The sequence below is a fragment of the Actinomadura fibrosa genome (assembly GCF_900659615.1).
GTDB lineage: Bacteria > Actinomycetota > Actinomycetes > Streptosporangiales > Streptosporangiaceae > Spirillospora > Spirillospora fibrosa.
The window spans coordinates 1-19,646 of sequence record NZ_CAACUY010000173.1; the positions used below are offsets into that span (position 1 = coordinate 1).

The following is a 19,646-nucleotide window of genomic DNA, read 5'->3' on the forward strand; positions in this document are numbered from 1 at the left end:
GTACTCGTACGAGGCGAGCAGCGCGCCCTCGGCGAACGCGCCGAGATCGCCCTCGGGGACGCCCGCGACCAGCGCCGACCGGCCCCGGCCCCGGCGGGCCAGCGCGGCGCCGGCCTTGCGCAGGTCGGCCGGCGACGCCTCGCCCACCCCGTACAGCAGCAGCTCGCGCACCCGGTCGCCCACCCGGACCTGCGTGGCGACGATCTCGCCCGGCTCGCCCTTGGCCTTGTGCAGCTCCAGCAGCTCGTCCAGCGTGAACGGCAGCGACGACGCGACCTCGGCCGCGGGCGCCGACGGCCCGGACCGGACCGGCACCGCCACCACCTCGGCCCCGAGCTCGTCCGCCGTCTGCGACACGGTGCCGCCGGCACCGCGGACGCGGGTCTCGATGGGCATGGTGGTCCCCCCTGATCGGTCGATCCGATCGGTCCGCCCGATCGGTCCGCCGGCGGGCGCGGAGGCCGCCGGCGCTGGTGCTGCGTACGGGCTGGTGCTGCGTGATTCCGTGCTGCGTACGGGCTGGTGCTGCGAAGGGCCGGTGCTGCTCGGAGCCGGCTGAGAGAGCCTGCTCGGAGCGGGCTCGGCCTGCGGAAACGGCGAGGGCCCCGGCGGAGCCGCCGGGACCGTCACCTCAAGCCGGGAAGGGCGGAGCCGTCAGCCCACGACTTCCTTGAGGGCCTCGCCGAGTTCCTTGGCCTCGTCGGCGGAGAGCTCGACCACAAGGCGGCCGCCGCCCTCGAGCGGGACCCGCATGACGATTCCGCGCCCCTCCTTGGTCACTTCGAGCGGACCGTCTCCCGTCCGCGGCTTCATCGCCGCCATGCGTGCATCCCCTTCCTGCCTAGGGCCGCGTGGGGCCTCCGGGCACCGTTGGCCGCGTGGCCGCCTGTCGCATCCGCGTCATCAGTAGTGGTCCATTATCTCGTCTTCCGGGCGCGAAGTGGTAACGATCAGCCTCCAGATCGGGAGACTGCAATCATGAATGCTCGTTCGGCGCTGTTCGATCTGTACGGGGACCACCTTCGCGAGCGCGGCGGAAAAGCCCCGATCGCCGCGCTTGTGCGGCTGATGGCGGCGCTCGACGTGGCCGCCCCCGCCGTCCGCACCGCCGTGTCCCGAATGGTGCGTCAGGAATGGCTGGAACCCGTCCGGCTGCCCCGCGGGCCGGGCTACGCGCTGACCCCGCGGGGCGTCCGGCGCATGGACGAGGCGGCCCACCGGATCTACCGGGACCTGGAGCCCTGGGACGGCCGCTGGCACCTCCTCGTCGTCGAGCGGGTGCGGGAGCGGGCCCGGCGCGACCGGCTCGCCTCGGGCCTGTCCTACCTCGGCTACGCGCGGCTGGACGAGACGACCTGGATCGGGCCCCGGGCGTCCTCGGAGCTGGATCCCCTGCTGGCGCAGGAGTCCGTGCGCGCCGAGCGGTTCCGCTCCGCCTACGAGGGCGACGCGCACGGCCTCGTCGCGCGGGCGTGGGACCTCGACGGCCTGGCGCGGTCGTACGAGCGGTGGCTCGCGGACACCGAGGCGGCACTGGCCACCGGACGGGCGGCCTCGGACGCCGGGAGCGCCGCGGCCGATCCCGACGAGCGGGCCTTCGCGACGCGCAGCAGGCTCGTCCACGAGTGGCGCAAGTTCCTCTTCCGGGACCCGGGGCTCCCCGCGGACCTGCTCCCCGCCGGATGGCCCGGGACGCGGGCCGCGCGATTCTTCGACGCCGAGGCGGCGCGGCTCTTGCCCGCGGCCTCCCGGTTCGTCGATCGTTGCCTCGGAGGATCTCCGGCGGATCGGGAGGACGGCAGTGGCTGAGCAGGCGGCCTCGGAGGCCAGCGCGAGCGGGCCGGCGAGTGGAACGGTGCTGTACGACGTGACCGAGGGTGTGGGAACAATCACACTCAACCGTCCCGACGCGATGAACTCGCTGACGGTCGAGATGAAGGAGGCGCTGCGCGCCGCGGTGGACCGGGCCGCGGCGGACCCGGCGGCCCGCGCGGTGGTGCTCACCGGGGCGGGCCGGGCCTTCTGCGCCGGGCAGGACCTGCGCGAGCACGCCGACAACCTCTCCGCCGGACGTGGCCTGGACGGCACCGTCCGCAGGCACTACAACCCGGTCGTGCTGGCGCTCGCGGGGATGCCGAAGCCGGTCGTCGCGGCGGTCAACGGCGTCGCGGCGGGCGCCGGGGCGTCGCTGGCGTTCGCCTGCGACCTGATCATCGCGTCCGAGACGTCCCGGTTCGCGACCGCGTTCACCGGGATCGGGCTGGCGCCCGACAGCGGCATGTCGTGGACGCTCCAGCGCCTCGTCGGCCGCGCGAAGGCCGCGGAGCTGCTGCTCCTCGGCGAGCCGCTGAAGGCGCCCGCGGCCCTGGAGCTCGGGCTGGTGAACCGGGTCGTCCCGGCGGACGAGCTCGCGCCCGCGGCGGTGGAGCTCGCGCGCCGGCTCGCCGCCGGGCCGACGGTGGCCTACGGCGCGGTCAAGGCGGCGCTGGACCACGCGGCCTCGTCCGACCTGGCGTCCGCGCTGGAGAAGGAGGCGGTGCTCCAGGACCTGTGCGAGAAGACGGCCGACCACCGCAACGCCACCGAGGCGTTCCTGAAGAAGCAGCAGCCCTCTTTCGAGGGACGCTGAGGGAGCCCGGAAGGGCGCAGAGAAGGGGGCCGGCCGTCAGGTGGGGTGGGCGGCCAGTTCCCTGGGGTAGGGCTCGAAGTAGGTCTGCGAGCGGAGGTAGCCGATGCCCTCGCCGGTGGCGTCGTGCCGCAGCACGGCCATCGGCACCGCGAGCTCGACCTCGCCGCGCCCGTAGGCCTCGATCACCTCGGTGACGTCGTGCCTGCGGGCGTCGTCGAGGCGCCGGCGCATCGGCCCGAGGACGTGCAGAAGCGCGTTGACGTGGCGGCCCCGGCGCGGCCGGACGGCCAGCGCGGCGGTGAACAGCGCGGTGTACTCGGCCTCCAGATCGTCCCGCGGGCGGCTGCCCGCCCCGGCGACCACCCGGCCCGCGAGGCGGTAGCGGGCCGGGTCGTGGGCGAGGATCTGGAGCTTGTGCGCGGAGTGGAAGGCGACCAGGTCGCGCGGCTCCCAGCCGCCGCCGAACAGGTGACGCAGCCGGGCGTGCGCGAAGATCCGCTCGACGAAGTGGTCGCGGAGGTACGGGTCGTTGAGGCGCCCGTCCTCCTCGACGGGCAGGTCCGGCCGCAGGTCCATCAGCCGTCCGGCGAAGACGCCGCGGCCGCGCCGGTCGGCGGGCATGTCCGCGCGGTAGCGGGACACGCCGCGCGGCCCGCAGCTCGGCGAGCGGGACTTCAGCACCCAGCCGTCGAGGTCCGGCAGCGCGGTGGCGCGGTGCTCGGCGAGGGCCGCCATGGCGTCGGTGTGGTCGGCCGTCCGGTCGCGGGTGACGAGCCGCTCGGCGCCGCCGTCGGTCACGAGCCGCATCGCCGGGCGGGGCGCGCCGAGCCCGATCTCCATCTCGGGGCAGACGGGCACCCAGTCCACGTGGGCGGCCAGGACGTCGGTGAGGAACCGGCTGCGGCTGTGCCCGCCGTTGTAGCGGACCTCCGCCCCGAGCAGGCAGCTCGACACCGCCACCCGCGGACGGACGGACGCGGTCCGCGGGATGTCCGCCGGTGTCCGGGTCCGCGGCTCGTGCTCCATCGTTTCGCTCCCCCGCCTTGCTCTCCGGCCGGCTCGGTTCCGGCCTGCCCGCCACCGAACCTCTTCAAAACTTGTTCATAGCTTCCCCGAGCGGGCGGACGCAACCACGTCCGGGCAAAGTTCCGCGCCCCGCCCCGCACACGGCTCGGGTCTCCACCTGAGCGGGGGTGGGGCTGTCCCCACCGACAGCTCTGGTGATCGCGCCAATGTGCCGCGGCGCCCGCGGAGGTTGGCTTGAGGGCATGACACAGAGCTCCGCCGCGCCGCCCGCCGGGCACGTCCGGGAGGACGCGGCCGCGGCCACCGACCTGGTGAAGTCGTACGGGACGGGCGACGGCGCCGTGACCGCGCTGCGCGGCGTCTCGGCGGCGTTCGCCCGGGGCCAGTTCACCGCGATCATGGGGCCGTCCGGCTCGGGCAAGTCGACGTTCCTGCACTGCCTCGCCGGGCTGGACACGGCGACGTCCGGCTCCGTCGTGATCGGCGGCGTGGAGATCACCGCGCTGTCGCGGACCCGGCTGACGAAGCTGCGCCGCGACCGGCTCGGCTTCGTGTTCCAGTCGTTCAACCTGCTGCCGATGCTGACCGCCGAGGAGAACATCCGGCTGACCGGGCGGCTCGGCGGCCGCCGCGCGGACCGGCAGTGGTTCGACACGATCGTGGACGCGCTCGGGCTGCGCGAGCGGCTGTCGCACCGCCCGAGCGAGCTGTCCGGCGGCCAGCAGCAGCGGGTCGCGGTGGCGCGGGCGCTGCTCACCCGCCCCGAGGTGCTGTTCGCGGACGAGCCGACCGGCAACCTCGACTCCCGCTCCGGCGCCGAGGTGCTGGGCTTCCTGCGGACCGCCGTGGACGCCTACCGGCAGACCGTGATCATGGTGACGCACGACCCGGTCGCCGCCGCGCACGCCGACCGCGTCCTGTTCCTCGCCGACGGGATGATCGTGGACGAGCTCGCCGCGCCGACGATCGACCGCATCCACGCCCAGATGCGCCGGCTGGAGCCCGCGCCATGTGGCTGATCGCGCGCCGCTCCTTCACCGAGGGCTGGGCCCGGCTGCTCGCCACCCTGCTCGCGGCCATGTTCTCGATCGGGCTGATCGCCGGATCGCTCCAGTTCGCGCTGCGCGCCCAGGACGCGGCGTCGGGGAGCGACGCCAGCGAGTACGCGCGCACCGACGTCCTCGTCCAGGGCGGGTCGGCCGACCCCGACGACGTCAACGCGGCGCCGGACGGCCGGATCGCGCTGGACCGGGTCGCCGGACGGCCCGGCGTCGCCGCTGTCGCCGGGGACGCAATGGTCGCGGTCACCGCGTCCGGACGCGGCGGCAAGCCGATCCTGGCGCCGGCCGGGGCCGCGACGCGGCTGCGCCCCTGGACCTCCGACGCCCGCCTCAGCCCCTACCACCTGGAGTCCGGCCGCGCCCCCGCCGCCGACGGCGAGGTCGCCGTCACCCGGCACGTCCTCCGCGCCGGGAAGCTCCGCGTCGGCGACTCCCTCACGGTGCTGCTCCCCAGGCAGACCCGCACGATGAAGATCGTCGGGATGGTCACCGTGCAGGGCCGCGGCGCCGTCGCGAGCGGCGACCTGCTGCTGGCGCCGCCGGACACCGTCCGCCGGGCCGCCGGGCTGCCCGCCGGGACATGGCAGGCCGTGTGGGTCAAGGCCGCCCCGGGCGTGCGGCCCGCGGCGCTGCGGGACGACCTGGCCCGCTCGCTGTCCGCGCCGGCGGCGGGCTCCGGCGCCGTCACGGTGCGGACGGCGAAGTCCGTCCGGGACGCCCAGTCCGCCGAGGTCCAGGCCACCGGGACGGCGGTCGGCGGCGCCATCGGCCTGCTGGCGTCCGTCGCCGTGTTCGTCGGGCTGTTCGTCGTGGCGAACACCTTCGGCACGCTCGTCCGGCAGCGGACCCGCCGGCTCGCCCTGCTCAGCGCGATCGGCGCGACGCCCCGGCAGCTCAAGCGGCTGATCCGGTTCGAGGCGCTCGCGGTCGGCGCCGTCGGCTCGGCCGGCGGCGTCCTCCTCGGCTACCCGGTGTCCGGATTCCTCACCCGGCTGTTCGCCCAGGACGGCTTCGACATCTCGGCGGCGGACGCGCAGTTCGGCTGGATCGCCCTCGCGGCCCCGGCCGCCACCGGAATCCTCGTCACCCAGCTCGCCGCCTGGCGTTCCGCGCGCCGCGCCGCCCGGATCGCGCCCATGCAGGCGCTGCGGACGGCGAGCGCCGAAACGGCCGGCCGCCGCTGGCCGCGGCTCCTCGGCGCGCTCGCCGTGTTCGCCTGCGCCTGGATGTTCTTCGGGCCCGTCTTCGCGGTCCGGGCCGAGGAGCCGCCCGGCCCCGACCGGACCATCGGCTGCTGCGCGCTGATCCTCATGGGGTCGATGACGACCGTCGCCGCGCTCGCCGTCCTCGCGCCGTTCTTCGTCGGCCCCCTCGGCGGCCTCGTCGGCAGGCTCGGCATGGCGGTGAGCGGCGAGGCCGGGCGGCTCGCCCGCGCCACGATCACCCGCAGCCCGCGCCGCGTGTCCGCCGCCGCCTCGTCCCTCATGCTCGGCGTCGCGCTCGTCGGGGCGACCGCGCTGGTCGTCCTGTCGGTGGACCACCGCTTCGACACGACCGGCCGCCAGGTCATGCGCGCCGACCACGCGATCGCCGCGACGGGCCGGACGTCCGAGGGGGCCGCCCCGCTCCCCCGCGACCTCGCGGGCCGCGCCGCCGCCGTCCCGGGCGTCACCGCCGCCGCGGCGCTCACCGCGACGGACGCGAAGCTCGTCGACCCGCCGCCCGAGCCGCCCTCCGAGGACGAGGCGCCCGAGCCCGTCTACCTGACGGTGTCCGGGATCGACCAGGCGGCGCTGCCGTCGGTGCTGCGGCTCGGCGGGCACCTGCCGCGGCTCGCCCCCGGCGAGATCGGCCTCGCGTCCAGCGTCATGAAGGCGAACAAGCTCAGGACGGGGCAGCGGATCGTCGTGCGCGCGGCCCGGGGGCGGGTGCCGCTGACGGTCGCCGGGGCCTACCACGACCCGTCCCACCTGTTCGCCGACCAGGCCCTCGTGGCGCCCGCGACGATGGACCGGCTCGACCCGGACGCGTCCACGCAGGCGATCCTCGTCCGCGGCGGCTCCGAGGCGGACCTGGCCCGCGCCGTCGGGACCGTGCCGGGCGTGAAGGTGCTCGACGAGCCCGGCTACGTGAAGACGGCGTCCAGCGCCCTGACCAGGGGAATGCGGGTCGCGTACGGCTTCATCGGCATGGCCCTCGTCCTGGCCCTGTTCGGGATGGCGACCACGGTGTCGATGAGCGTGTCCGAACGGACCCGGGAGTTCGGGCTCCTCGGCGCGGTCGGCGCCACCGCGGCCCAGCTCCGCGCCGTCGTCCGGTGGGAGGCCGCCACGGTCGTCCTGCTCGGCGTGCTGCTCGGCGTAGGCACCGCGCTCGGGACCGTCACGCTCATGCACGTCGCCACGGGCAGCTCGTTCCTGCGGCCGGATCCGCCGTGGTGGCTGTTCCCGCTCGTCGCGATCGGCGCGGCGGCGGTCGCCCTCGCCACCTCGGCGCTCCCGTCCCGCCGCGCCGCCGCGATCCCCGTCCTGGAGGCCGCCAAAGCGGAATGACCCGTCGCGGAGACCCCGCCGCGCTGACCCCGCCGCGCTGACCCCGCCGCGCTGACCCCGTCACGATGACCCCGGTGCACTGCCCCCCGGCGCACTGCCCCTCCGGCGAGGACCCCGCCGCGAGGACCCCGCCGCCGTCCTGGCCGGGCTTCGAGCTCCGGCCGGGGCGGACGGCTCGCTCACGACAGGTTGCTGACCGGCGGCAGCCCCCGCTCGGCGAACACCTTCTTCGCGACGACCGTGGCGTTGATCGCGCGGGGCATCCCGGCGTAGACGGCCGAGTGCAGCAGCGCCTCGGCGATCTCCGTCGCGCTGAGCCCGACGTTCAGCGCCGCGTTGATGTGGACGTCGAGCTCGATCTCGCAGCCGCCGAGCGCCGTCAGCACGCCCAGCGTGACGAGCTGGCGGTCGCGCGGCGGCAGCTCCGGGCGGGCGTACATGTCGCCGAACGCCCAGGCGACCACCTGGTGGCCGAGCTCGGGCGACACGCCGGCGAGCGACTCGACGACCCGCTGCCCGGCCTCCCCGTCCACCGCGTTCAGGACCTTCAGGCCGTTCGCGTAGCGCTCTTCCCGATCCATGATCTCTCCTCTGCGGCCGGTTCGGTTTCGCTGGTACGAGCCTCCCGTCCTCAGCGCCGGAGTAAGCCTTTGAGGCATCGGCAGCTATAGTCGCCATGCCTTGGAGGTATGGATGGAACTGCGCATGCTCGGCTACGTCGTCGCGATCGCCGAGGAGGGCAGCATCAGCGCCGCCGCGCGCCGCCTGCGCCTCACCCAGCCGACGCTCAGCCGCCAGCTCCGCGACCTGGAACGGCGCCTCGGAACCCCGCTGTTCGAGCGCGCGGGGCGCGGGCTGACCCCCACCGCCGCCGGACGGGCCCTCGCCGCCCGCGCGACCGCCGTCCTCGCCGAGGCCGAGGCGGCGCTGGAGGACGTCCGGCTCGCCGCCGCCGGGCTCGCCGGACGGATCACCGTGACGTTCGCGGGGTCGGGCATCAACGGTCCGCTCGGCGGCGCGCTCGGCCGCCTGCGCCGCGAGCTGCCCCGCGTCGAGCTGCGGCTGGAGGAGAGCTTCAACGACGCCGAGATGTCGGACGGGGTCCTGGACGGGCGCTTCGACATCGCCGTCCAGCGGCTGCCGTCCCGCGACGCCCGGCTTGCCACCCGCGCCTGGTGGCGGGAGCCGCTCAGCCTGTTCCTGCCCGCCGCGCACCCGCTGGCGCACGCGCCGGGACCCGCGCCGCTCGGCGCGCTCGGGCAGGTGCCGCTGGTCATCTGGCCCCGGAACGTCTCGCCGCACTCGCACGACGAGATCCTCGCGCTGTGCGACCGCGCCGGCGTCGTGCCCCGGATCGGTGCCGAAGGCCGCAGTGTGCAGACCGTCCTGGCCCTGGTCGCCGCCGGGTTCGGCGCCGCGGTCATGCCGGACTCGCACCGCGCGCTCCGCCGCGTGGGAGTGCGCGCCCGCCCGCTCGCCGGCACCTCCACCACCCTGTACCTGGTGTGGCGCGCGGACGACACGAACCCCCTGCTCGACCGCTTCCGCACCGTCCTGGCAGACCTCGCCGAGCCCCCATCCAGGCCCGGATCCACAACCGAGGAGGCGCCCTAAAGGCCTGCGCCCCGGCAGCACGCCCAGCGGCAGCACGCCCAGCGGCAGCACGCCCAGCGGCAGGCGTCCAGCGGCAGGCGTCCTGGCCGGGCAACGTCCTGGCGGAGGGCGCCCTGCGGAGGCGTCCTGGCTGGGGAATGTCCTGGCGTGGGCGTCCTGGCCGGATCGCCTTCTGCTGCCGGACGGGGGCGTCTAGCGGTAGGCGCCGTGGCGGTGGCAGCCGGTCAGGTGGTCGTCGACGAGGCCGCACGCCTGCATGAGGGCGTAGGCGGTGGTGGGGCCGATGAACCGGAACCCGTGCCGCTTCAGCTCCTTGGCCAGCGCCTTCGAGCCGTCGGTCGTGGCGGGCACGTCGTCGGTGTCGGCGTACGCGGGCGAGTCGGGGTCGGCGTACCGCCAGACGGTCGCGGCGACCCCGCCGGGCAGGTCGAGGGCCGCGCGGGCGTTGCCGATCGCGGCGTCGATCTTGGCCCGGTTCCGGACGATCGAGGCGTCGGCCATCAGCCGCTCGACGTCGCCGGGACCGAACGCGGCGACCTTCTCCGGGTCGAAGCCGCAGAACGCCGCCCTGAACCCCTCCCGTTTGCGGAGGATCGTCAGCCACGACAGGCCCGACTGGAACGCCTCCAGGCAGAGGCGCTCGTAAAGGCCCTGGTCGTCCCGGACCGGACGGCCCCATTCGTCATCGTGGTAGGCGACGTACTCGGGGGCCGACAGCCCCCACGGGCAGCGGGCCAGCCCGTCCTCGCCAAGGATCGCGGTGCTCACCGGCCCGTTCTACCGCATGCCTCCGACAGGACCGGCCAGCCGGGCGAGCCGCCGCAGCCCGATCCCCATGAACGCCCGCATCAGCGGGCCGACGGCGAGCCAGCCGATCCGCCCGAGGACGCCGAGCGGGAGGTCCACGCACTCCGCCCAGACGATGCGGCTGCCCCGCCCGTCCGGGACGATCTTGAAGAACGCCTCGCCGCGCACGAGGTCGCCGGTGTGCCGCACGGCCACCCGGGACCCGGGCCGCCACTCGGTGATCACCATGGTGTCCGTGAAGCCGACCGGTCCGACGCCCGTCCAGGCATCCAGTCCGGCGCCGACGCCGTGGCCGCCCTCGGCGCGGGTGAACGGCATCCACTCGGCGTGCCGCGGCCAGTCGGTCAGCACGGCGAACAGGCGGTCCGGCGACGCGTCCGACGCGGCCTCGGCGTGCACCGCGACCCGGCTCACGGACGCTCCTCCCGCCGCCCGACCGGCTCGTCCACCGGCTCCCCGCCCAGGCTGTCGGCCAGATCGTCGGCCAGGTCGTCGGTGGCGTCGTCACCGGCGTGCTCGCCGGCCGTGTCGCCGGCCTTCCGCAGGTGCGGCACCGGAGGCGGCGCGCCGTTCGCCACGACCGGGTCGCCGAAGCCGTGCTCCTGGACGCCGTAGAGGGCGCCCACATGGCGGGGTTCCACGGGCTCGCCGAGGCGGCGGCGCAGGTCGTCCACCTGCTGTTCGAGCTGGGCGATGCGGGCGTCGCGCTCGGTCAGCGTGTAGGCGAGCCGGTGCAGGGCCTCGTCGGTCACGCTGACCTGGTAGCCCCAGAGGGCGTGCGGGAGCCGCAGGTGGTCGACGTCCGGCCCGGTGACGCGGTGGCCGTCCGAGAGCGGCAGCGGCGGGTAGTCGGGATGGGTCTCGGCCAGCTCGCCGCCCCGCCCCATGGCGAGGACGACGACGGCGCCCAGCACGGCCGCGCCGACCAGGACGAGGACCACAACCACGATGACGCTCCGATCTGCCGACGTCCCGCCGAGGGACGACCCACATCACCGATCGTGCCACGCTTGGAGGCATGGGGTTGCATGAGCGGTGGGTCCTGGCGCCCGGCGCGCCGGTTCCGGACGGGGTCGTGGACGCGGGGACGGCCCCTCCGGCGGCCCGTGTGGCGGAGCTCGCGGAGTCCGGCGGACCGGTGCTGGTCACGCTGGAGACGGACGCGCGGGAGCCCGACCCGGGGCTGCTCGCGGCGGTCTCCGTCTACGCGTGGCTGGGCGCGCGGGCGTTCCGGGTGCCGCCGGGACAGGAGGACGGGGTGCGCCAGGTCCTCGACATGGTGGCGTCCATCCGCGGTGAGCGCCCCCCGGCGGTGGCACGCCGCGGCCTGGCCTAGTCAGTCTCCCGAGCACGGTCAGGGGGCCGGCCGTAAGGCAGGCCCCCTGTGCCGGGAGGGCGTGTGGACTCAGCCGCGGAGGCGGTGCCAGGGGCCGGTGATGGCGAAGGTCACGCCGGGGCCCTCCTGCCGGTTCGCGAACAGGATGCGTCCGTCCGGGGAGAACGTGACGCCGGTGAACTCGCTGCCGTTGAGGGCGTTGCGGGCGATCGCGAACGGCTTGTTCTTCTTGGTGGTGCCGATGAGGTGCTGCTCGCCGTCGCCGTCCTCCGCCAGGATCACGCCGCCGCCGTAGGGCGAGACGGTGATGTTGTCGGGGCCGTCGAAGACGCCGCCGGGCTTGAAGACGAGCTGGAGCTCGACCTTGCCGCTGTGCGGGTCGTAGGTCCAGACCTGGCCGGCGTGGTCGGCGGCGGCGCCGTCGGCCTTCTTCGAGTAGCTGCAGACGAAGTACGCCTTGCCGTGCGCCCACCATGCGCCTTCGAGCTTCTGGCTGCGCGTGATGGTGTCGAGCTGCTTGCGGGTGGACGTGGCGGCGGCGGACGGGTCCGGGACGGGGACCCAGCGGGCGCGCAGCTTCGTGCCGGGCTCCTGGACGAGCGACAGGTCCGGGACGTCCGGGATGTGCAGGGCCTCCAGCGTGCCGCCCTGCGCGTAGGCGTGGTAGTCGCCGCGGTGGGCGCGGGGCCGGAACCGGTAGAACAGGCCGAAGGGCTTGGACGCGTCCTCGGTCAGGTACGCGGTGAGCGTGTGGGGGTCGACGGCGACGGCCTCGTGCGCGAAGCGGCCGAGGGCGGTCAGCGGGACGGGCTTGGTCCGCTTGCCGTGCGGGTCGACCTCGAACACCCAGCCGTGGGACTTGGTCTGGCCCGTGAAGCCCTCGGTCTCCTCGCAGGTCAGCCAGGTCCCCCAGGGGGTGCGGCCGCCGGCGCAGTTGGTGGAGGTCCCGGCGAGGCTGACGTACTGGGAGATCAGGTCCCCGTCGCGGTCGACCTCCAGCGTGGTGGTGCCGCCGTTGGCGGCGGGGTCGTACGTCAGCGAGGCGGGCGCGACGGCGCGGGTGCCGTTGTTGCTCTGCTCGTGGTTGCGGACGAGGCGCGTCCGGGTCGGGCGGCTGCCGGGGAAGGTGGCCGTCCCGTCGTGGTGGCCGGGGACGACGACGCCTTCCTTGATCGGGTCGCCCTCCACCGACAGCTGCTTGTACGAGAAGCCCTTGGGCAGGTCGAGGACGCCCTTCGGGTCGGGGACGAGCGGGCCGTAGCCGTAGGCCTCGCCGACGTCGGCGCCCGCGGAGGTCTGGAAGATCGAGTCGAGGCTTCCGGCGAGGGCGATGGACAGGGCGCCGGCGGCGCCGCCCTTGACCACTCCACGACGAGTGACGGACATGGGGGCTCTCCTTGGTGCACGTGAAGGGGGACCACGCGGGAGCCTGGTGCGCGCCACTGAACGCGCGGTGAACGACCGGGTGACGAACGACAAACCCCCAGGACACTCTTGTTTGGAGGACCTGGGGGCCGTCTGGAGGCCAGCGGGAGGCCAGCGGGCCGCCGCGTCAGAGCTCGGCCTCCGCGTAGTCCTCCGGGGTCGCCTCGATGCGCGGCTGGGAGCGCTCCAGGAGGTCGAACGCCTCCTCGACCGACGCCGTCCAGCCGATGGCGTCGAAGATCTTCGGCCGGGCGAAGCCCTGCTCGGCGAGGCCCGTCATCAGCTCGCGGAGCGGCTCGTACACGCCGGTCGGGTCGAGGATCACGACCGGCTTGGCGTGCATGCCGAGGACCCGGGCCGTCCAGACCTCGAACAGCTCCTCCAGCGTGCCGATCCCGCCCGGCAGGACGAGGAACGCGTCGCTGCGCCGGTCCATCTCGCCCTTGCGGGCGCGCATGTCGGCGGTGACGACCAGCTCGTCGTTGTCCTCGTCGGAGATCTCGACGCTGACCAGGCCCTCGGGGATCACGCCGACGGTGCGGGCGCCGCCGGCCCGCGCGGCGCGCGCGACGGCGCCCATGCAGGACACCTGCGCGCCCCCGCTGACCAGGCTGTGCCCGCGCCGCGCCAGCTCGGCGCCGACGTCCGCCGCGAGGTCCACATGGACCCGGTCGATCTTGCTGCTGGACGCGCAGAACACGCACACGGCGAGCCCTCCGGACGCGGCCGCGCCCGTCCGGCCGCCGTCTCCCCCGGACGCCATCAGGAGCCGTCACTCCCCTCCGCCGCCGCGGTGGCCTCGACCGCGGCCTGCTCCTCCTGGATGCGCTGCTCGGCGCGGATGTGCGCGTCCACCACGATCTTGACGACCTCGTCCGGGTCGTCGGTGAGGTGGACCAGGTCCAGGTCCTCGGGGGAGATCTTGCCCGACGGGAGCATCACGGCCCGGACCCAGTCGAGCAGGCCCGACCAGAACGCCGTGCCGACCAGCACGATCGGGAACCGGGTGATCTTCTTGGTCTGGACGAGGGTGATCGCCTCGAACAGCTCGTCCAGCGTCCCGAAGCCGCCCGGGAGCACCACGAACGCCTGCGAGTACTTCACGAACATCGTCTTGCGGACGAAGAAGTAGCGGAACTCCAGCCCGATGTCGATGTGGTCGTTGAGCTTCTGCTCGAAGGGCAGCTCGATGCCGAGCCCGACCGACAGGCCGCCGTTCTCGTCGCAGCCCTTGTTGGCCGCCTCCATGATCCCCGGACCGCCGCCGGTGATCACCGCGTAGCCGGCGTCGTGCAGCCGGGCGCCGATGTCGACGGCGAGCTCGTACTCCTGCGAGCCGGGCTTCGTGCGGGCGCTGCCGAAGACGCTGACCGCCTTCGGCAGCTCGGCCAGCAGGCCGAACCCCTCCACGAACTCCGCCTGGATCCGCAGCACGCGCCAGGGGTCGGCGTGCACCCAGTCGGCCGGGCCGCGGCTGTCGAGCAGCCGCTGGTCGGTGGTCGTCTGCGGGACGGACCGGCCGCGCAGCGTCGCGGGCCCCTGCCGTCGTGTCCGGGGGTTAACTTCGCGAGTCATGCGCCCACCGTAGCCGTGCGCACGCGGTCAGGTGGTGAGCCACCTGCGCATCCGCTCCTCGCAGTCGCCGATCAGCGGGATCTCGACGTACTCGTCCTTGGTGTGGGCGAGGGTCGGCTCCCCGGGCCCGTAGTTCACGGCGGGGACGCCGAGCTCGGAGAACCGCGCGACGTCCGTCCAGCCGAGCTTCGCGCGCACCTCGGCGCCGTCCGAGGCGACGGACGCGACGAACGCCGCGGCGGCCGGATGCGTGAGGCCGGGACGGGCCGCCGAGGACCCGTCGGTGACCTCGACCTCGAACCCGGCGAACACCTCCCGCAGGTACGCCTCCGCCTCGTCGAGCGTCTTGTCCGGAGCGAACCGGTAGTTGACGGTGACGGTGCACTCGTCCGGGATGACGTTGCCCGCGATCCCGCCGCGGATGAACACCGCGTTCAGGCCCTCGCGGTACGTCAAGCCGTCCACGACGGGCTGCGTCGGCTCGTAGGCCCTGAGCACGTCCAGGATCCGGCCGGCCGTGTGGATCGCGTTGGAGCCCATCCAGGCGCGCGCGCTGTGCGCCCGCTCGCCCCTCGCCGTGACCTCGACCCGGATAGTCCCCTGGCAACCGCCCTCGATCTGCCCGCCGGTCGGCTCCATCAGCACCGCGAAGTCACCTTGGAGCAGCTCAGGACGGGTCTCGGCGAGCAACCGCAAACCGTTGCGCTCGGCCTCGATCTCCTCGCACTCATAGAACACGTAGGTGATGTCGCGGTTCGGCTCGGTAACAGTCGCGGCGAGCCGCAGCGCCACCGCCACGCCGCTCTTCATGTCGGACGTGCCGCACCCGTACAGCCGGTCGCCCTCCACGCGCGACGGCAGGTTGCCGTTCAACGGGACCGTGTCGAGATGCCCGGCGAGAACGACCCGCTCGCCCCGACCGAGACCCGTGCGGGCGATCACGTTGTTGCCCTCCCGCACAACGTCCAAGTGCGGTAGCACGCTCAGCGCCGCCTCGACGGCGTCCGCGAGGGCCTTCTCCCCGCCGCTCACCGACTCCACATCGACGATCGCCGCCGTCAGGTCCGCCACGTCCGCGAAGAGGTCCAAAGGCATGAGCAAGTCCTATCATCGCCGTCGTGGAGATGCTGCAATGCGCCGTCCACTGGGCGCTTCCGGCCAATGAGCCCCATATGCGCGAGCACCTCGACGACGGCGAGCGCGAACGCTACGAGCGCTTCCTCCGCGCCGAGGACAAGGCCCGCTTCGTCACCGGACGCCACCTGGCGCGCTCCGCCCTCTCCGCGGCCACGGGCCTCCCCCCGGCGGACATCCGGTTCACCACCGAATGCCCCCACTGCGGCGCGTCCCACGGGAAACCGCGGCTCCCCGGGCACGACGTGGACTTCTCCCTGTCGCACTCCGAGGACCGCGTCGTCCTCGCGCTCGCCGAAGGCGCCGTCATCGGCGTGGACGTGGAACGCGAGAGCGACCGCGACGTGGAGCGGCTGGCCAGGATGGTCCTGGCTCCCCCGGAACGCGAGATCCTCACCGCGATGCCCCCGGACGACCGGAAACGCGGCTTCCACGCCTACTGGAGCCGCAAGGAGGCCCTCCTGAAGGCCACCGGCCACGGCCTGGCCGCCCCCATGACCGCGATCCACGTCTCGGCGCCCGGCGAGCCCGCCGAGGTACTGGCCTGGGACGGCGACGCGGCGGTGTCGCCCGTCCGGCTGGCCGACCTGTCCCCCGGCGCGGGCTACGCGGCCTCCGTCGCCGTCCTGACCGACCGCCCCCTGAAGATCAGCGAGAGCCCGGTCCCCGGCGCCTGACGGCCTCAGGTGTTGATGCCGTGGTCCCGGAGGATGTCGTTCAGCGACGCCTTGTCGTGCCGCTGCCCCTCCTCCAGCCGCTTCAGGATCAGCACGGCCGGCAGCCCGAACGTCCCGCCCTTGAACTCCTTGATGCGCGTGCCGCCGACGGCCACGCACCAGTCGGGGATGCGGCCGCGGCTGATCTCCTCGCCCGTCTCCACGTCGATGACCGGCATGGACGCCGACAGGTTCGTGCCGGACCCGACCACCGCGCCCTTCCCGACCCGCGCCCCCTCGACGATCATCGAACGGCTGCCGATCATGGCCTCGTCCTCGATGACCACGGGCTTGGCGTTCGGCGGCTCCAGCACGCCACCGATCCCGACCCCGCCCGACAGGTGCACGTTCTTCCCGATCTGCGCGCACGACCCCACGGTCGCCCACGTGTCGACCATCGTCCCGCCGTCGACATAGGCGCCGATGTTGGTGAACGACGGCATCAGCACCACCCCGGGCGCCAGGTACGAGCCCCACCGGGCGATCGCGCCGGGCACGACACGGACGCCGTCCAGCCGGGTCTTCAGCGGGATGCGGTCGTGGTACTGGAAGTCGCCGACCTGCGAACGCACCATGCCGAGGACCTTGAAGCTCAACAGGATCGCCCGCTTGGCGCGCTCGTCGACGACGACCTCGTCGGTCGCGGAGTCGATGCGGGCGACCCGGGCCTCGCCGCTGTCGATCTGGTCGACGGCAGCCACGATGGCGTTGCGCGCGTCGGTGTCGTCCGGGCCGAGGTCGGCGCGCCGGTCCCAGAGCTCGTCGATGTCCCCGGAGATCGGACTGGTGAACGTTTCGGTCATGGCCCTTGAGCTTACTGGGGGCCATCTCCCGGTACCTTCTTCGCGTGGCTGTTTGGGCGAGGTTGAAGACGCGCCCCGAGGAGGGGACCGAGGACGGGCACCCCCGCCGCCGGCGCTGGATCGCCGTGCTGGCCGTCCTCGTGGTCGGACTGGGCGTGGGCGGCTACGTGGCGTTCCAACGCGCCCGCCCCTACCTGCACGGCTCCGGCTGCGAGGTCCGGACCGCGACCGGCAAGATGCCCCTCGACCTCGACCAGGGCGCCAACGCGTCCACCATCGCCGCCGTCGCCTACCGCAAGCAGCTCCCCGAACGCGCCGTGGTGATCGCCTACGCCACCGCCATCCAGGAGTCCCACATCCGCAACCTGCCGGGCGGCGACCGCGACTCCGTGGGCATGTTCCAGCAGCGGCCGTCCCAGGGCTGGGGCAGCCCCGACAAGCTCCGCGACCCCGTCCAGGCCACGAGCAAGTTCTTCGACGCCCTCGTCAAGGTGAAGGACTACCTCGACCGCGACCTGCACGACGCGGCCCAGCGCGTGCAGCGCAGCGCCGACGGCCGCGCCTACGCCCAGCACGAGTCCGACGGCAAACTCCTGGCCCAGGCCTTCACCGGCCGCCAGCCCGCCACGGCCCGCTGCTGGTACCCGCCGGACAAGAAGACCGCCCCCCGCCGCCCCGAAGCCATCCGCGAGATGCGCCGCGCCTTCGGCGGCCGCCTCCAGGTCGACACCCCGTCCACCGCCCCCGGCACCACCCCGACCTGGGACGCCGTCAAGGTCACCAACACCCGCGCCGGCTGGGCCGTAGCCGCCTGGGCCGTGACCCACGCCCAGATCTACGGCCTGACCGAAGTCCGCTTCGCAGGCCGCCATTGGGAAGCCAACGCAGGCCACGACGGCTGGACCGAAGACAAAGCCGCCCCCACCAACCACGTAATAATCCACTAGCCCCCTGCGCCTCCCCCCTGCACCCGCCAACGCGCTCCGCCGCTGTCGCCTTTGCACTGCCCTGTCCGTACCGGTTCGTCGTAACTTGATCGTCATGCCCTCCGGGTCGGACGGCAGGAACCCGACGACCCTTGTGCGGAACGGACCTGGTGCAGCTAGATGTGGTGGGCATCACGGTCGTGGGTCGTGGGTAATCGACGGTGAAGGCAGGCAGCCCACTAATCAGGGCCGCCCCGCGATAATCGAGGCCGCCCCGTGGGACCCAAGTTGCGGGCTCAGCAGAGTGCACACGCGTCCTCCAGACCAGCGGATGCCACACCAACACCGCGGCGGACGGCCACAGCCCCCACAGAAGACGCCGCGACCCGCGCTCCCCCGCCGCTCGCCACGCACACCGCCCCCGTCCCCAGCACCCCCGAAACGTCGGCGAGGGCAGCGCGGGAGGAGACAGCCACAACAAGGCGGCCCCGAGCGCAGTGCACGCTGGGAACAGCCGGATTTACGGTCGCCCCAATCCCCACCGCCCCGACATCAAGTCCGAAACAACGCGCAGGCCTTTCCTCAAACCACGGGATGCGGGAAGGGACACCGCGACCGACAGCCACAGCAACGGAGGGAATCTCGACGCCCTAGACGCCTGGACAAGCACAGACGGCTCGACGACCGGACCGCCCCGTACTGACCCGAACCCCTGGGCCCGGCAGAGCGCGCACCTCCTCCAGAACCAGCGGCAAGCAAGGCAAACACCCCAACCGAGGGCCACACCGGCCGCAGAGAACCTCGACGCCTTCGGCCCGTCGGCGAGGACAAGTACGGAGCGGGCACAACAGCGCGCGAAGTAGACCCGCTGCGCGGAGCACGACAGCACGCGAAGCAGACATGACAACACGGCGGGCACGAACCACGGGGGGCACGACAACACGGGGGGCACGAAGCACGGCGGGCACGAAGCACGGCGGGCACGAAGCACGGCGGGCACGAAGCACGGCGGGCACGACGACGCGGGCACGACGGGCGATCTGAGTTACAGCAGCGCGGACACGGCGACGCCGGACGGAACGCGCGGCACGTTCAAGGTAGATGGGCGCCACGCTCGGACCGATCACCTCCGTCGAACCCACCTTCCGGGCCTGCCAGAGTGCGCATCCTTTCCACGAGACCGGCGGCATGCCGCGCGGACATCGTGGCGGACATCTACACCGCCCGCAGAGGACGTCGTCACCCGCTTCATCCCCGCCGTTTTCCCGCGCTCACCCCCCTCGCCTTCGACGCCCTCAGCGAGGGCAGCGCGGGACACGCAAGCGACGCGGGTACACGCAAGCGACGCATGACGGGCACTGCGACGCAGGACGCGGGACGGCGACGCGGGACGCGGGACGGACACGGCGACAAGAACGGGCACGGCACGGCAGAACCGGGCGCGGTGCCCGGCGGCAGTAGGCGGTCCTACGGCCGACCCGGCCTCGCCGCGCTCCGACTACAGGTTTGGCGGAGTGTGCACACCTCATCCTCCAAGTCAGCGGCATGCGAGCTGGACACCGCGACCGCTGACTACACCGCCCGTAGAGAGCCTCGACGCTCGACGCTCTCGACGCGTCGACAGGGCGAGCGGGAACAGTTCGGGCGGCCGATCGGCTGGTTCCAGGCCGTCCAGTAGTCGCTGGCGGAGCTGGCCGACGAGGTCACGGTGGCGGACGTCGCGGTCCACGCGGCAGTACGCGCGCGGACGACCCGCTCGCGGTGGCCGCGGCGAACGCCTCGTGCGTGACGGGGCAAGCACGACGACGCGCGAAGCGGACCTGCTGCACGCGGGCACGGTCACGCGGGCACGGTCACGCGGGCACGGTCACGCGGGCACGGTCACGCGGGCACGGTCACGCGGGCACCGTCACGCGGGCACCGTCACGCGGGCACCGTCACGCGGGCACCGTCACGCGGGCACCGTCACGCGGGCACCGTCACGCGGGCACCGCCACGCGGGCACCGCCACGCGGGCACCGCCACGCGGGCACCGCCACGCG

The 19,646-nt window shown here is 73.8% G+C and carries 20 protein-coding genes; 8 read left to right on the forward strand and 12 right to left on the reverse strand.

Features of this window, described 5'->3' with window-relative positions:
* On the reverse strand, positions 1 to 396 hold a 396-nt coding region (locus E1300_RS35715), incomplete at its 3' end, for a M17 family peptidase N-terminal domain-containing protein (RefSeq protein ID WP_278045411.1).
* 258 nt (positions 397 to 654) lie between these two features.
* Positions 655 to 822 carry a DUF3117 domain-containing protein gene (locus E1300_RS35720; RefSeq protein ID WP_075022250.1) on the reverse strand — a complete coding sequence of 56 codons (168 nt, stop codon included), beginning with the start codon at positions 820 to 822 and terminating at the stop codon, positions 655 to 657.
* A 156-nt stretch (positions 823 to 978) separates the two neighbouring features.
* Between E1300_RS35720 and E1300_RS35725 the strand changes: the two genes are divergently transcribed.
* Both E1300_RS35725 and E1300_RS35730 read left to right on the forward strand, forming a co-directional pair.
* Positions 979 to 1,809, forward strand: a complete 831-nt coding sequence (locus tag E1300_RS35725; RefSeq protein WP_131761540.1) for a PaaX family transcriptional regulator — start codon at positions 979 to 981, stop codon at positions 1,807 to 1,809.
* Positions 1,802 to 2,629, forward strand: coding sequence for an enoyl-CoA hydratase-related protein (locus E1300_RS35730; protein WP_131761541.1), 828 nt, complete (start codon positions 1,802 to 1,804; stop codon positions 2,627 to 2,629). The genes E1300_RS35725 and E1300_RS35730 overlap by 8 nt, the downstream gene beginning before the upstream one ends.
* A gap of 36 nt (positions 2,630 to 2,665) precedes the next feature.
* On the opposite strand, the gene E1300_RS35735 is transcribed toward E1300_RS35730, so the two are convergent.
* Complete coding sequence (locus E1300_RS35735) at positions 2,666 to 3,655, reverse strand: YbgA family protein (protein WP_131761542.1); 990 nt, start codon at positions 3,653 to 3,655, stop codon at positions 2,666 to 2,668.
* Positions 3,656 to 3,897: 242 nt separating this feature from the next.
* Here E1300_RS35735 and E1300_RS35740 point away from each other — a divergent pair, with 242 nt between their 5' ends.
* The gene (locus E1300_RS35740) at positions 3,898 to 4,674 is read left to right on the forward strand and encodes an ABC transporter ATP-binding protein (protein WP_131761543.1); all 777 of its coding nucleotides are present in this window, start codon (positions 3,898 to 3,900) and stop codon (positions 4,672 to 4,674) included.
* Entirely contained in the window at positions 4,665 to 7,268 is a 2,604-nt protein-coding gene (locus E1300_RS35745; protein ID WP_131761544.1) for an FtsX-like permease family protein, read from the forward strand. The genes E1300_RS35740 and E1300_RS35745 overlap by 10 nt, the downstream gene beginning before the upstream one ends.
* 179 nt (positions 7,269 to 7,447) lie before the next feature.
* Here the strand turns inward: E1300_RS35745 and E1300_RS35750 are convergent, their stop codons facing one another.
* The gene (locus E1300_RS35750) at positions 7,448 to 7,849 is read right to left on the reverse strand and encodes a carboxymuconolactone decarboxylase family protein (protein ID WP_131761545.1); all 402 of its coding nucleotides are present in this window, start codon (positions 7,847 to 7,849) and stop codon (positions 7,448 to 7,450) included.
* A 112-nt stretch (positions 7,850 to 7,961) separates the two neighbouring features.
* Between E1300_RS35750 and E1300_RS35755 the strand changes: the two genes are divergently transcribed.
* Positions 7,962 to 8,882 (forward strand): LysR family transcriptional regulator, encoded by a 921-nt coding sequence (locus E1300_RS35755; protein WP_131761546.1) that lies wholly within the window; start codon positions 7,962 to 7,964, stop codon positions 8,880 to 8,882.
* Positions 8,883 to 9,074: 192 nt separating this feature from the next.
* Here E1300_RS35755 and E1300_RS35760 read toward each other — a convergent pair whose 3' ends face one another.
* From E1300_RS35760 to E1300_RS35770, 3 genes are read right to left on the reverse strand one after another with little or no spacing between them, the layout of a single operon-like run.
* Positions 9,075 to 9,650, reverse strand: coding sequence for a DNA-3-methyladenine glycosylase I (locus E1300_RS35760; protein WP_131761547.1), 576 nt, complete (start codon positions 9,648 to 9,650; stop codon positions 9,075 to 9,077).
* 9 nt (positions 9,651 to 9,659) lie between these two features.
* A complete protein-coding gene (locus E1300_RS35765; protein ID WP_131761548.1) occupies positions 9,660 to 10,103 on the reverse strand; it encodes an SRPBCC family protein in 444 nt (147 codons plus the stop codon).
* Complete coding sequence (locus E1300_RS35770) at positions 10,100 to 10,636, reverse strand: hypothetical protein (protein ID WP_131761549.1); 537 nt, start codon at positions 10,634 to 10,636, stop codon at positions 10,100 to 10,102. The genes E1300_RS35765 and E1300_RS35770 overlap by 4 nt, the downstream gene beginning before the upstream one ends.
* A 71-nt stretch (positions 10,637 to 10,707) precedes the next feature.
* Between E1300_RS35770 and E1300_RS35775 the strand changes: the two genes are divergently transcribed.
* Positions 10,708 to 11,025, forward strand: coding sequence for a hypothetical protein (locus E1300_RS35775; protein ID WP_131761550.1), 318 nt, complete (start codon positions 10,708 to 10,710; stop codon positions 11,023 to 11,025).
* A 69-nt stretch (positions 11,026 to 11,094) separates the two neighbouring features.
* Here E1300_RS35775 and E1300_RS35780 read toward each other — a convergent pair whose 3' ends face one another.
* From E1300_RS35780 to dapE, 4 genes are all read right to left on the reverse strand, one after another.
* Positions 11,095 to 12,411 (reverse strand): alkaline phosphatase PhoX, encoded by a 1,317-nt coding sequence (locus E1300_RS35780; RefSeq protein WP_131761551.1) that lies wholly within the window; start codon positions 12,409 to 12,411, stop codon positions 11,095 to 11,097.
* 166 nt (positions 12,412 to 12,577) lie between these two features.
* Positions 12,578 to 13,213, reverse strand: a complete 636-nt coding sequence (locus E1300_RS35785) for an LOG family protein (protein WP_131761552.1) — start codon at positions 13,211 to 13,213, stop codon at positions 12,578 to 12,580.
* Entirely contained in the window at positions 13,213 to 14,025 is an 813-nt protein-coding gene (locus tag E1300_RS35790) for an LOG family protein (protein ID WP_131761553.1), read from the reverse strand. Before E1300_RS35790 ends, E1300_RS35785 begins: the two co-directional genes overlap by 1 nt.
* Before the next feature lie 27 nt (positions 14,026 to 14,052).
* Entirely contained in the window at positions 14,053 to 15,120 is a 1,068-nt protein-coding gene (gene dapE, locus E1300_RS35795) for a succinyl-diaminopimelate desuccinylase (RefSeq protein WP_131761554.1), read from the reverse strand.
* Positions 15,121 to 15,149: 29 nt separating this feature from the next.
* Between dapE and E1300_RS35800 the strand changes: the two genes are divergently transcribed.
* Positions 15,150 to 15,836: a 4'-phosphopantetheinyl transferase family protein gene (locus E1300_RS35800; protein WP_131761556.1), complete on the forward strand. Its 687-nt coding sequence runs from the start codon at positions 15,150 to 15,152 to the stop codon at positions 15,834 to 15,836.
* A 5-nt stretch (positions 15,837 to 15,841) separates the two neighbouring features.
* Here the strand turns inward: E1300_RS35800 and E1300_RS35805 are convergent, their stop codons facing one another.
* Entirely contained in the window at positions 15,842 to 16,678 is an 837-nt protein-coding gene (locus tag E1300_RS35805) for a 2,3,4,5-tetrahydropyridine-2,6-dicarboxylate N-succinyltransferase (protein WP_131761555.1), read from the reverse strand.
* A gap of 44 nt (positions 16,679 to 16,722) precedes the next feature.
* On the opposite strand from E1300_RS35805, the gene E1300_RS35810 reads away from it, so the two are divergent.
* The gene (locus E1300_RS35810) at positions 16,723 to 17,625 is read left to right on the forward strand and encodes a hypothetical protein (RefSeq protein ID WP_242619597.1); all 903 of its coding nucleotides are present in this window, start codon (positions 16,723 to 16,725) and stop codon (positions 17,623 to 17,625) included.
* Positions 17,626 to 19,646 lie beyond the last annotated feature (2,021 nt).